Here is an 11700-nt window from a genome sequence, read left to right on the forward strand (position 1 = left end):
TTTATTCTCCTGAAAATTCACGCGCAGTCTGAGCAACTACGTCTGTTTCTAGCATGGTACGAATCTGACGAATCGTACTGTACACAGCATTGGCATCACTTGAGCCATGAGTTTTTACAACTGGCGCCTTGACGCCAAACAAGACTGCTCCTCCAACATCTGAATAGTTGAGCTGTGTCTTCAACCCCTTAAGACTATCCTTGAGAAGTAGAGCACCTAGCTTCGCTCGAAGGCCACCACCCGTAATAGCATTTTTAAGTAAGCCCATGATTCCCAAAGCTGTACCTTCGATAGATTTGAGAACAGCGTTTCCCGTGAAACCATCTGTTACGACAACATCCGCAACGCCATTCATCAGATCACGCGCTTCCACGTTTCCGACAAAGTTCAAACTTTCATCAGCTACTAACAAGTCGTATGTTTCCTTACGAAGCGGATCTCCCTTGCTGCTTTCTGTTCCATTGTTGAGCAAACCAACACGTGGTTTCGAAATCCCACGAACATTTTTCGCATAGAAGGAACCTAGGACAGCGTATTGGTGCAGATGATGGGCTGTATTTTCTGCATTGGCCCCAAGGTCTAGCATGTCAAACCCTTTTCCATCGATGGTCGGCAAGGTCGACATGAGTCCTGGACGATCGATATTTTTGATACGACCCACGATAAAGAATCCTGCAGCCAACAAGGCACCTGTGTTCCCAGCTGAGAGGACGGCATCTGCTTCTCCCTCTTTGACTGCCTTGGCCGCTAATACCATGCTGGCATTTTTCTTCTTACGGATAGCTTTTGTCGGCTCATCGTCTGAGTTGATTTTCTCATCCGTATGGATAATGCTGACGCGCTCTGTCGCCGTTAGATATTGCTTGATCTTACTTTCATCTCCGTAGAGTTGAATCTCAATATCTGAAAAATCAGCAAGGGCTTGATTGACACCCTCAACGATGGCTTGAGGTGCGTAATCGCCCCCCATAGCATCTACTGCAATTTTTTTCATTTGTTTTCCTCTTTTAGTAATTGTCCCCAGTCTGCTAGGGAATCAATAAATTTCTTTGATTTAAGGTGAATCCCAACGTACTCTTCGTAGAGTTGATCCATAAATTGGCGTAGCTCTTGCTTGATTTCAGACTTGAGCGAAATGGTCTCCAAGGTCTCAAAATCAATGGCTTGAAATTGATTGAGCAGATAAGGGATGTTGGGATTCAGATGGCAACGTTTCTCGTCCTCATGAAAATGATCCGGACAGAGGCAGGCTCCATATTTGAAAGAAAAGTCAAAGGCCTGACCTACCCGATGGCAAAAGACACACTCATTAAAATTAAGGCTGATTCCAAATCGAGTCAAGATTTGAATTTCAAAAATATTGGTCAAAACCTGATAATCTATACCTGCTTCCATCAACTCCAGAGTCTTCCTCAAGAAAGCAAACAAGGGAGCATCCTGCTGATTATCCTGCAAACTAGCATCTGCAAGAGCTGCCACATAGGTAGCATAGGCCATAACAAAGAGATCACTATTAATCTTTGGAAAGGTCATCACCTCATGGTAATCCTCGATGTAGCTAAGCCCGTCATCATTGATTCGCAAGAGAAATATTGCCAACACCAAGGGCTGAATAACCGGAGCTAGTTTAGATTGACCAGCGTGTTTGACGAAGAACATGCGCTTGCCCGCCTGCTCGGTAAAAATTTTGACTAGCTTATCATCCTCACGAAAGTTTCGATTGTAGAGCACCAAGCCTTGACTCGTGATAGACTGAATCATGATTCTCTCATGTACTCCTCAAGTCGTTTCATGGCCTCTCTGATTGTTTCCATGCTGGCTGCATAGGACAGGCGAACATAGCCTTCTCCATAACGTCCAAAGGCTGCACCAGGGATAAAGGCAACGGCCTTCTTATAGGCAAAATCCTTCAGAAAAGCAAAGGAGTCTTGATTGTAACCTGCTGGAATCTTAGCAAAGATATAGAAGGCCCCATCTGGTTTGATAATCTCAAAACCAAGAGCAGTCATCTTTTCGATGATATAATCTCGACGCTGGATGTATTCCTTTTTCATAGGCTCTGCGTCGTTTTTACCAGCGGTCAAAGCCTCCACCGCAGCATGCTGAGCCATCGTATTTGCAGCAGTAACCAAATACTGGTGACTCTTGATTAACTGAGCTGTGAAAGCCGCAGGAGCAAAGATAAAGCCTAAACGCCAACCAGTCATAGCATGCGATTTAGACAAGCCATTGATAATAATAGCTTGGTCTCTCAGCATAGTTCCCAGAGATACATGGGCTTCGCCTGTATAGGTTAATTCTGAGTAAACCTCATCACAGACAACAAAAATCTCATACTTGCGTAAAACGTCTGCCAAGGCTTCCAACTGCTCCCGACTATAGGTAATTCCTGTCGGATTGGCTGGATAGTTGAGAATAACTGCTTTGAGCTTGTCACCCTGCTCCAAAATGGCCTTTTCCAACATCTCAGGGGTCAAAACAAAACCATTTTCAGTTGTATCAATCTCGACAATCTCTGCCCCAACCAGATTGACAATCGGTTCATAACCTGGATAGGCAGGAGCTGGCAAGAGCACCTTGTCTCCCTCTTCCAAAATAGCTGTCAAAGTAGCAGATAAAGCCTCTGTCGCCCCAATTGTAACCAAGATTTCATTTTCAGGAGCATAGTCCAGTTGGTACTTTTCCTTAACAAAGTCACTGGCTGCCTGACGTAGAGTCAGCAAACCGCTCATCCCTGTATAGTAGGATTGGTTCTGGTCAATGGCTCGCTTGGCTACCTCCTTGATATGATCTGGCGTTGTAAAATCAGGTTCCCCCAAGGTCAAACGCAAGACCCCAGGAATCTCCGAAATAGCCTGGTCAAACTGGCGAATCAAGGAAACTTGAATCTTGTCTAACTGTTTATTAAAGCGCTTGGTTAAGTCCATAGATATCCCCCTTGCTTACAGAACATAGTACTATTATACTACAAAAGCTCCCTGACCGCAAAATCCATCTGAACCCCGCATTTTTCACTTTCTGTTTTACTTTTCTTCTCAACAGGACTATAATAATAAGTGCTTATTTTCGGAGGTTTATATGTCATTTTTATCAAAAAATGGAGCAGGCATCTTGGCCTGCCTTCTCATTTCTATCGTATCTTGGTTTCTGGGAGGATTTTTCCCCGTCGTGGGTGCACCTGTCTTTGCAATTTTTGCTGGAATGCTCCTCCACCCCTGGCTCTCACCCTACAAACAACTAGACGCAGGTTTGGCCTTTAGTTCCAAGAAATTGCTCCAGTATGCCGTTATCTTACTCGGTTTTGGTCTCAATATCTCGCAAGTCTTTGCAGTTGGACAAACTTCACTCCCCGTCATCCTTTCCACCATTTCGATTTCCTTAATCGTTGCCTACCTCTTCCAGCGTTTCTTTGCGCTAGACACGAAACTGGCTACCTTGATTGGAGTGGGTTCTTCTATCTGTGGTGGTTCTGCCATTGCTGCAACAGCACCCGTTATCCATGCCAAGGAAAAAGAAGTCGCCCAAGCCATCTCCGTTATCTTTTTCTTCAATGTCTTAGCAGCACTTATCTTTCCAACTCTAGGAACCTGGCTTCACTTATCAAATGAAGGCTTTGCCCTCTTTGCAGGAACCGCAGTCAACGATACTTCTTCTGTAACGGCCACAGCCAGCGCATGGGACAGTCTCTACCAGACCAATACCCTTGAGTCTGCAACCATTGTTAAACTCACACGAACTCTGGCTATTATTCCCATCACTCTCTTCCTCTCCTACTGGCAAAGTCGCCAGCAAGAAAATAAACAAGGCGTACAACTGAAAAAAGTTTTCCCACTTTTTATCCTTTATTTCATTCTAGCCTCTCTCTTAACGACTCTTCTCACCTCTCTCGGCGTGTCTAGTAGCTTCTTCACCCCTCTCAAACAACTCTCCAAATTCCTTATCATCATGGCCATGAGTGCCATCGGTCTCAAAACCAATCTGATTGCCATGGTCAAATCAAGCGGTAAATCCATTCTTCTTGGAGCCCTTTGCTGGATTGCCATCATCCTTACCAGTCTTGGCATGCAAGCATTGATTGGTACTTTATAAAATAAAAAGGTAGCCCATGGCTACCTTTTTATTGCTCAAGAATTAAGCGAGTATGTTCTCTCTTAATACAACGATTCATCACGATGTCATCGCATCCTCCAGCACGCAAGATTTCTTCCGCTTCTAGATTTTCAAGTCCTAATTGCGCCCAGAAAATCTTGGCATCTGCCTTGAGAAAATCACGCGCCACATCTGGTAAAAACTCGCTCCGTCGGTATACATTGACAATGTCCACAGGAAAAGGAATCTCAACTAGACTCGCATAAGCCTTCTCTCCCAAAATTTCCCCACCTGCAGCCTTGGGATTAACTGGAATGATTTTATAGCCCCGAGCTTGCATTTCCTTGGTCACTCGATTACTAGTTGTTTCCTCACGATCGGACAAACCCACTACCGCTAACGTTTTACTGGTTGTAAGATACTGACGGATCACACCATCACTTGGATTAATAAATTCTTGGCTCATAGAAATCCTCCTTTTTTCTCAGTATAGCATATTTTGAAAAGGCTTGCAGATTTTGACTATAAAAATCTCCTAGCAAGAAAAGAAACCTGCTAGGAGTTCTGTCTACTTCAAGTGAAAGATTAAATCTTTTTCTCAATACAAAATAGAGGAGAAAGAGGACGTTTTTCGTGGATACGGATAATAGCATCGCCTAGAAGATGAGCAATCGAAATTTGTTCAATCTTATCAATCAAACGCTCTTCTGGTAGGTAGATAGTATCCAAAACAACCAATTTTTTAATAGCTGATTTTTGGATATTGTCCATAGCTGGTCCTGAAAGTACTGGGTGCGTACAGCTTGCGTAAACCTCAACAGCACCTGCTTCAGCAAGAGCATCCGCCGCATGACAAATGGTTCCAGCTGTATCGATCATATCGTCAATCAAAATACAAGTCTTACCTTCTACCTTACCAATGATGTTCATCACTTCACTGGTATTCATCTTGTCTACACTACGGCGCTTGTCAATAATCGCAATCGGAGTTTTCAAAAACTCTGCCAATTTACGAGCACGAGTCACCCCACCATGGTCTGGGCTGACAACCACGTAGTCAGAGCCAACCATGCCACGACGTTCAAAGTAGTCCGCAATCAATGGAGCACCCATCAAGTGATCTACAGGAATATCAAAGAATCCCTGAATCTGTGCAGCGTGCAAATCAATCGTCAACAAACGATCTACCCCAGCAACTTCTAGCATGTTTGCAACGAGTTTTGCTGTGATTGGCTCACGCGCGCGCGCTTTTCTATCCTGACGTGCATAGCCATAGTAAGGCATAACAACATTGACAGATTCTGCACTAGCACGCTTCAAAGCGTCCACCATAATCAAAATTTCAAGTAAATTATCATTTACAGGTGAACTCGTTGATTGTAGGATAAAGACGTGTTTTCCACGGATTGATTCTTCAATGTTGACCTGAATCTCTCCATCTGAAAATTGGCGAACAGTCGATTTCCCCAACTCTATCCCAATTTCTTGCGCCACACGCTCTGCCAATTCTCTATTAGAAGAAAGGGCAAATAGCTTTAAATCAGAAAAAGACATGATTTCCTCCGGTATTTATGTATCACTTGTTTTTACACAACATTTTCCATCTACCATTGTAGCGCTTTTTCCTTTATTTTTCAATCAAAAATAAAACAAGAGCAAACATTTATACCCTTGTTTTATACTATTTTATATTAGCTATATTAAAACTAAAAATCCTACATTTTAACAATCGATTTTATGCTAGGATGAGATTTTTTGAGACAAAGTTAGTATACTTCTCTCATACTTCCTGTATCCACATCATAGACAGCACCTGAAATAACCACATCATCAGGAATCAGTGGAGACTCTCTAAGCAATTGCATATCCTCTCTCACACTCTCTTCAACATCCTGAAATGGTAAAAAATCTTGATCAGACACATCAACTCCGAGCTCGTGTTTCAAATGTTCATGAAAACTTTCATTTTGAAAGGTTTGAGCTCCACAGTCTGTATGGTGCAACACCACAATCTCTCTTGTCCCCATTTGTTGCTGGGAAATTACCAGTGAACGAATCATGTCCTCAGTTACTCGACCACCCGCATTCCGCAAGATATGAGCATCCCCAAGGGCCAAACCTAGAGCTTGCGCAACGTGTAGACGTGAGTCCATACAGGTCACGATAGCTACTCTGGTTTTGGGTTTAAGTGGCAGATTTAACTGCCCATGTAGGGCAACATAAGCCTGATTGGCTTGCATAAACTGTTCAAAATACGACACGATTCCCTCCTCAAAAATTTGACAATCAAATATTTCTCCTATCTTATCATTTTTAAGAAGATTTGTCACGGATTATGCAAAGACCTTTTTCAAAACTTCCTGAATAGTCGTCACACCAATGACTTCAATTTCCTTGGGTGGAGTGATTCCTGTCAAGGAATTCTTGGGTACATAAATCTTGGTAAAGCCCAGTTTTGCCGCTTCATTGATACGTTGTTCGATACGATTCACGCGCCGAATTTCTCCGGTCAAGCCCAGTTCACCCACAAAACATTCCTGAGGATTGGTAGGCTTGTCCTTGTAACTAGAGGCAATAGCCACTGCAACAGCCAAGTCAATGGCAGGCTCATCCAATTTTACACCACCAGCAGATTTGAGATAGGCATCCTGGTTTTGCAAGAGAAGCCCTGCTCGTTTTTCCAAAACAGCCATAATCAGACTTGCACGATTGAAATCAAGTCCAGTCGTCGTACGTTTAGCATTTCCAAACATGGTTGGTGTTACCAAAGCCTGAACCTCCGCCAAAATCGGACGGGTCCCTTCCATGGTCACAACGATTGACGAGCCAGTAGCCCCATCCAAACGCTCCTCTAGGAAAACTTGACTCGGATTGAGCACCTCAACCAATCCACCCGACTGCATCTCAAATATGCCAATCTCATTAGTGGAACCAAAACGGTTTTTGACTGCTCTCAAGATACGAAAGGTATGGTGACGTTCCCCTTCAAAGTAAAGCACGGTATCTACCATATGCTCCAGCATACGCGGACCAGCCAAGGTCCCTTCCTTGGTCACATGCCCTACGATAAAGATGGCAATGTTATTGGTCTTAGCCAGCTGCATAAGCTCAGCGGTCACCTCACGCACCTGAGACACAGACCCTTGCACCCCTGAAATCTCAGGAGACATAATCGTCTGGATAGAGTCGATGATGAGAAAATCTGGTTGGATGCGCTCCACCTCAGCCCTCACGCTCTGCATATTGGTCTCTGCATAGAGATAAAACTCACTATCAATATCCCCCAAGCGCTCTGCACGGAGTTTAATCTGCTGGGCAGACTCCTCCCCACTGACATAGAGAACCGTACCCACTTGAGATAGCTGGGTTGAAACTTGTAGGAGAAGGGTTGATTTCCCAATCCCAGGATCCCCACCGATGAGGACGAGACTTCCTGGTACCACTCCGCCTCCAAGCACACGGTTGAATTCCTCCATCTCCGTCTTGGTTCGATTGACATTGATGGAAGTCACCTCAGCCAGTTTCATAGGCTTGGTTTTTTCACCTGTCAAGGACACTCGTGCATTCTTGACCTCGGCAACCTCAACCTCTTCTACAAAAGAAGACCAAGACCCACAGTTAGGACAACGCCCTAGATACTTAGGTGAATTATATTCACAATTTTGACACACAAATGTCGCTTTTTTCTTTGCTATAATAATTCTCCTTTTACGGTTACTCCGAAAGAATGCCACTTATACAATGTATTTTGAAATTTATTCTGGTTGGCAACTCCGACAGCAGACAAATCGACAGAAACCTGATAATTCTCCTTGACAGCTGCCAAAACGGAAGCCTTGACACAGAAATTGCCATCTACCCCTATAAACTCTATGCTCTTAGCACCATTTCCCTCTAAAAAATCTTTTAAATCTGGATTAGTAAAGCAAGAAGCCCGACACTTCTCAAAGATACGAGAAGATACAACTAACAAGTTGGTCGCAAATTTCTTCTTTCTATCTTTTCTCTCCCAGAAAAAACGATTGAGAATATAGATAACTCGGTCGCTGGGATAAGTAGCAATTTTGTCATTTACAGCTGCAGTCAGTTCTTCATGATAGGCTTTTCCTACAGCAACATAATCTGACTGCATGTCTACAACTAATAAATAGTCTGCCATTTTATCCCTCTATTTCCCTGTCGATCCAAATCCACCAGTCCGCACGCCATCTGCCTCATCTCCATCTGCAATCAAGAAAGGAGCAAAGACAGCCTGAACCACACGTTCCCCAACTTCGAGAACCACTTCCTGATCAGTAATATTTTTCATCTGAGCAAAGATATGTCCTTCATTCCCTGGATTGCCATAATAGTCTCCGTCAATGACACCCACAGAGTTAATCAAGACCAAGCCTTTTTTACGAGGGTTTGAAGAACGGTCATAGAGATAGAGCACCTCTGTCGGTTGCATATAAGCCTTAACTCCTGTTGGGACCAATATAATCTCACCTGGCGCAATGACAGTTCGTTCGGCAACCTTTAAATCGTACCCAGCTGCATGAGCTGTCTCACGCTTAGGCAACAAATTTTCATCTGTAAAACTCGAAACCAATTCAAAACCACGAATTTTCATATTTTTCTCTTTTCTATAATCATTTATTCTAGGCTATTTTATCTTATTTATTCGAAAAAAGCACGAAAAAAGAGCACACAATTCACATCGCTTAGGGCTGCTGGATTCCTCCCCTGACCCGCTTCACGCAGAACTGTTGCTCCACTATTCATTATACCACATTCCCCTCTGTTTTTAAAGAGAAATTATTTTTTCCGTCGATTTCGGAAAAAGTCCTGCATAATCGCTGCACAGTCATCTTCCAAAATTCCCGTTTCTACCTCTACACGATGATTGAGACGCTCATCTGTCAAAATATCGTACAAGCTTCCAGCTGCACCAAATTTCTGATTCTTAGCCCCGTAGACTACCTTTGGAATACGGGCAAGCCCAATCGCCCCGCTACACATGACACAAGGCTCAATGGTCACAAAAAGCGTACAATCGAGCAGGCGCCAGCTCTCCTCACTCACATTCGCATTCTCTATAGCCATGATTTCTGCATGCATGACCGCCCGTTGCAACTCCTCGCGCGCATTATGCCCCCTACCAATGATTTCTCCATCCTTGACAATCACACAACCAATTGGAATTTCATCGTGTTCTAAGGCAATCTCAGCCTCTCTCAAAGCCTCTCTCATAAAGGCTTCTTTTTCTTCAACTGTATAATTCATCGTTCTTCTCTTTTCCTACTTGTCGATTTTATTATTATATCATGATTCTCAAGACAAAAAAAGCCACCGAATGCGGTGACTTAATAGGGAGATTATTATGAAAAAGAAAAGTTTAGGATATTTGTTACAACAAGTTAGGAGGTCTTCTTGTAACTGTCTATAGTATACCCAACCTGTCTTAAACTAATCTTAAAAATCTCCTATGACCAAACACTTTCTAAAATATTAGTTTGTTCACGACCGGGACCTACTGAGAAAGTTGAGATACGAACACCAACCAACTCGCTTACACGACGAACATAGTTACGTGCATTCTCAGGAAGGTCTTCTAAATTACGGACTCCAGTGATGTCTTCTGACCAACCTGGCAATTCCTCGTAGATTGGCTTGCAACGTTTCAACTGCTCAAGACTAGCAGGATAGTAATCAATACGTTGACCATCAAGATCATAGGCCACACAGATTTTCACAGTATCCAAACCACTCAAAACATCGATAGAGTTCAATGAAAGATTGGTAATCCCAGATACACGGCGGCTGTGACGCATCACAACTGAGTCAAACCAACCTACACGACGTGGACGACCAGTTGTTGTACCGTATTCATGACCTACTTCACGGATGCGATCCCCCACTTCATCAAATAATTCAGTTGGGAAAGGTCCGTCACCTACACGACTCGTATAGGCTTTACAAACACCTACAACCTTGTCAATCTTACTTGGGCCAACACCAGAACCGATTGTCACACCACCAGCGACAGGGTTTGACGACGTAACAAATGGATACGTACCTTGGTCGATATCTAGCATAACACCTTGCGCACCTTCAAACAGCACACGTTTGCCATTATCAAGCGCATCATTCAAGATAACGGATGTATCTGTCACGTATTGCTTGATTTGTTGACCATACTCATAGTATTCTTCAAAAATATCGTCAACTGAAATAGGGGTACTATCATATAATTTTTCAAACAAACGATTCTTTTCCGCAAGATTGCGTTCCAAACGTTCACGGAAAATATCCTTATCCAAAAGATCCGCAATACGAATTCCAACACGAGCAGCCTTATCCATATATGCTGGACCGATTCCCTTGATTGTAGTACCAATCTTATTGTCACCCTTAGCTTCTTCCTGCAAGCGATCCAACTCAATGTGGTAAGGCAAAATAACATGCGCACGATCAGAAATACGCAAGTTATCAGTTGTCACACCTTCCTCATGAAGATAGCTCAACTCTTTCACAAGAGATTTAGGGTTTACAACCATACCGTTTCCAATAACTGAAATTTTTTCAGGGAAGAAAATTCCAGATGGAATCAAGTGCAACTTAAACTTTTTACCATCAATAACAATGGTATGACCTGCATTATCACCACCTTGGTAACGAGCAATCACTTCCGCATTGGCTGAAAGAAAATCTGTAATTTTCCCTTTACCTTCATCGCCCCATTGGGTACCTACAACAACAACTGAAGTCATAATAAAATTCGTCTGAGCTACTAGGAGCTCGTCCTTTCTCATATACATGGCAGGAATTTCACCCGCAATTATATCTTACAATTTATTATAAGAAAAAAACACTATTTTATCAAGAAGAAACAGTAGAAAAGATTTGGAAATTCTTTCATTTCTAAATACAGAAGCCTTTGATTATAAGCTAATTCTATATTTTTTAAAAACTAGCTACAACTATCGTTCGTAATTATGATATAGATGCTTCCTATTGGATAATAGTTGTACCACCTTGCAGGAATTTATCTAGATATAGACGATAAGCTGTTTTAAAGTGATATAGTGAAAAGTCCCTATCACTTTTTATTTTAAATCGGATTAAGTAATATAGTAAAAAACGAAGATGAAGTGATTCCCACTCTGAACAACTCTGGCCTAAAGAGACATATTCTTGTTCAACTAGTTTCAAAAAGACGAATGCTCGATCATAAAATTTCTGAAGCATATAAAAATTCCCTTTCTTATTAGTAACACTAGTCTAACAAAAAAAGGAACTAAAAAAGCTTCAAATCCTATAAAAGAAGAATTTAAAGCTAAACGAACTAAAAATAAAATAAAGAGGTAATTATAGATTTAAAAATTAAAATTTGAAATTTCAACAGTCCAATATATTTATAAATAAAAAAACGCTCAGTTGAACGTTTCGATTTATACTCCGCCAGTAGGACTCGAACCTACGACATCATGATTAACAGTCATGCGCTACTACCAACTGAGCTATGGCGGATAAAAGCTAAGCGACTTCCATATCTCACAGGGGGCAACCCCCAACTACTTCCGGCGTTCTAGGGCTTAACTACTGTGTTCGGCATGGGTACAGGTGTTT

13 protein-coding genes, 1 tRNA gene, 1 rRNA gene and 1 other RNA gene are annotated in these 11700 nt (G+C 42.4%); 1 reads left to right on the forward strand and 15 read right to left on the reverse strand.

The window, feature by feature from the left end:
• Position 1: 1 nt before the first annotated feature.
• From plsX to B7717_RS00975, 3 genes are read right to left on the reverse strand one after another with little or no spacing between them, the layout of a single operon-like run.
• A complete protein-coding gene (plsX, locus tag B7717_RS00965) occupies positions 2-994 on the reverse strand; it encodes a phosphate acyltransferase PlsX (RefSeq protein WP_000717429.1) in 993 nt (330 codons plus the stop codon).
• On the reverse strand, positions 991-1761 hold the full coding sequence (gene recO / locus B7717_RS00970; RefSeq protein ID WP_000616127.1) for a DNA repair protein RecO: 771 nt from the start codon (positions 1759-1761) through the stop codon (positions 991-993). The genes plsX and recO overlap by 4 nt, the downstream gene beginning before the upstream one ends.
• On the reverse strand, positions 1758-2927 hold the full coding sequence (locus tag B7717_RS00975; protein WP_000366333.1) for a pyridoxal phosphate-dependent aminotransferase: 1170 nt from the start codon (positions 2925-2927) through the stop codon (positions 1758-1760). The genes recO and B7717_RS00975 overlap by 4 nt, the downstream gene beginning before the upstream one ends.
• Positions 2928-3078: 151 nt before the next feature.
• On the opposite strand from B7717_RS00975, the gene B7717_RS00980 reads away from it, so the two are divergent.
• Positions 3079-4089 (forward strand): YeiH family protein, encoded by a 1011-nt coding sequence (locus B7717_RS00980; RefSeq protein ID WP_000009148.1) that lies wholly within the window; start codon positions 3079-3081, stop codon positions 4087-4089.
• Positions 4090-4117: 28 nt separating this feature from the next.
• Here the strand turns inward: B7717_RS00980 and B7717_RS00985 are convergent, their stop codons facing one another.
• The 12 genes from B7717_RS00985 to rrf form a co-directional block, all read right to left on the reverse strand.
• Positions 4118-4555 (reverse strand): CoA-binding protein, encoded by a 438-nt coding sequence (locus tag B7717_RS00985; protein WP_000076499.1) that lies wholly within the window; start codon positions 4553-4555, stop codon positions 4118-4120.
• A gap of 119 nt (positions 4556-4674) precedes the next feature.
• Positions 4675-5643 (reverse strand): ribose-phosphate diphosphokinase, encoded by a 969-nt coding sequence (locus tag B7717_RS00990; protein ID WP_000010174.1) that lies wholly within the window; start codon positions 5641-5643, stop codon positions 4675-4677.
• Positions 5644-5855: 212 nt separating this feature from the next.
• On the reverse strand, positions 5856-6350 hold the full coding sequence (locus tag B7717_RS00995) for a beta-class carbonic anhydrase (protein WP_002876632.1): 495 nt from the start codon (positions 6348-6350) through the stop codon (positions 5856-5858).
• A gap of 72 nt (positions 6351-6422) precedes the next feature.
• Positions 6423-7760, reverse strand: a complete 1338-nt coding sequence (radA, locus tag B7717_RS01000; RefSeq protein WP_009729544.1) for a DNA repair protein RadA — start codon at positions 7758-7760, stop codon at positions 6423-6425.
• Between the two features lie 20 nt (positions 7761-7780).
• A complete protein-coding gene (locus tag B7717_RS01005) occupies positions 7781-8248 on the reverse strand; it encodes an isochorismatase family protein (RefSeq protein WP_000796430.1) in 468 nt (155 codons plus the stop codon).
• A gap of 9 nt (positions 8249-8257) precedes the next feature.
• Positions 8258-8701 carry a dUTP diphosphatase gene (locus B7717_RS01010; RefSeq protein ID WP_000701976.1) on the reverse strand — a complete coding sequence of 148 codons (444 nt, stop codon included), beginning with the start codon at positions 8699-8701 and terminating at the stop codon, positions 8258-8260.
• Positions 8702-8755: 54 nt separating this feature from the next.
• Positions 8756-8854: signal recognition particle sRNA small type (ffs, locus tag B7717_RS01015), an RNA gene on the reverse strand.
• A 32-nt stretch (positions 8855-8886) separates the two neighbouring features.
• Positions 8887-9354 (reverse strand): tRNA adenosine(34) deaminase TadA, encoded by a 468-nt coding sequence (tadA, locus tag B7717_RS01020; protein WP_001110098.1) that lies wholly within the window; start codon positions 9352-9354, stop codon positions 8887-8889.
• A gap of 200 nt (positions 9355-9554) precedes the next feature.
• Positions 9555-10841: an adenylosuccinate synthase gene (locus B7717_RS01025; protein ID WP_049506397.1), complete on the reverse strand. Its 1287-nt coding sequence runs from the start codon at positions 10839-10841 to the stop codon at positions 9555-9557.
• A gap of 241 nt (positions 10842-11082) precedes the next feature.
• Positions 11083-11319 carry a sigma(X)-activator ComW gene (gene comW / locus B7717_RS09725; protein ID WP_000939515.1) on the reverse strand — a complete coding sequence of 79 codons (237 nt, stop codon included), beginning with the start codon at positions 11317-11319 and terminating at the stop codon, positions 11083-11085.
• Between the two features lie 208 nt (positions 11320-11527).
• A tRNA-Asn gene (locus tag B7717_RS01035) sits at positions 11528-11601 on the reverse strand.
• A 5-nt stretch (positions 11602-11606) separates the two neighbouring features.
• Positions 11607-11700: ribosomal RNA gene (gene rrf / locus B7717_RS01040) — 5S ribosomal RNA — on the reverse strand; the annotation flags it as partial.

Source organism: Streptococcus oralis subsp. oralis, from assembly GCF_002096495.1.
Classification (GTDB): Bacteria; Bacillota; Bacilli; order Lactobacillales; family Streptococcaceae; genus Streptococcus; species Streptococcus oralis_CU.

What these genes read in the sequence shown, in the direction of transcription:
- plsX (WP_000717429.1), bottom strand. Translation starts at nt 994, where the DNA reads ATGAAAAAAATTGCAGTAGATGCTATGGGGGGCGATTACGCACCTCAA.
- recO (WP_000616127.1), bottom strand. Translation starts at nt 1,761, where the DNA reads ATGATTCAGTCTATCACGAGTCAAGGCTTGGTGCTCTACAATCGAAAC.
- B7717_RS00975 (WP_000366333.1), bottom strand. Translation starts at nt 2,927, where the DNA reads ATGGACTTAACCAAGCGCTTTAATAAACAGTTAGACAAGATTCAAGTT.
- B7717_RS00980 (WP_000009148.1), top strand. Translation starts at nt 3,079, where the DNA reads ATGTCATTTTTATCAAAAAATGGAGCAGGCATCTTGGCCTGCCTTCTC.
- B7717_RS00985 (WP_000076499.1), bottom strand. Translation starts at nt 4,555, where the DNA reads ATGAGCCAAGAATTTATTAATCCAAGTGATGGTGTGATCCGTCAGTAT.
- B7717_RS00990 (WP_000010174.1), bottom strand. Translation starts at nt 5,643, where the DNA reads ATGTCTTTTTCTGATTTAAAGCTATTTGCCCTTTCTTCTAATAGAGAA.
- B7717_RS01005 (WP_000796430.1), bottom strand. Translation starts at nt 8,248, where the DNA reads ATGGCAGACTATTTATTAGTTGTAGACATGCAGTCAGATTATGTTGCT.
- B7717_RS01010 (WP_000701976.1), bottom strand. Translation starts at nt 8,701, where the DNA reads ATGAAAATTCGTGGTTTTGAATTGGTTTCGAGTTTTACAGATGAAAAT.
- tadA (WP_001110098.1), bottom strand. Translation starts at nt 9,354, where the DNA reads ATGAATTATACAGTTGAAGAAAAAGAAGCCTTTATGAGAGAGGCTTTG.
- B7717_RS01025 (WP_049506397.1), bottom strand. Translation starts at nt 10,841, where the DNA reads ATGACTTCAGTTGTTGTTGTAGGTACCCAATGGGGCGATGAAGGTAAA.
- comW (WP_000939515.1), bottom strand. Translation starts at nt 11,319, where the DNA reads ATGCTTCAGAAATTTTATGATCGAGCATTCGTCTTTTTGAAACTAGTT.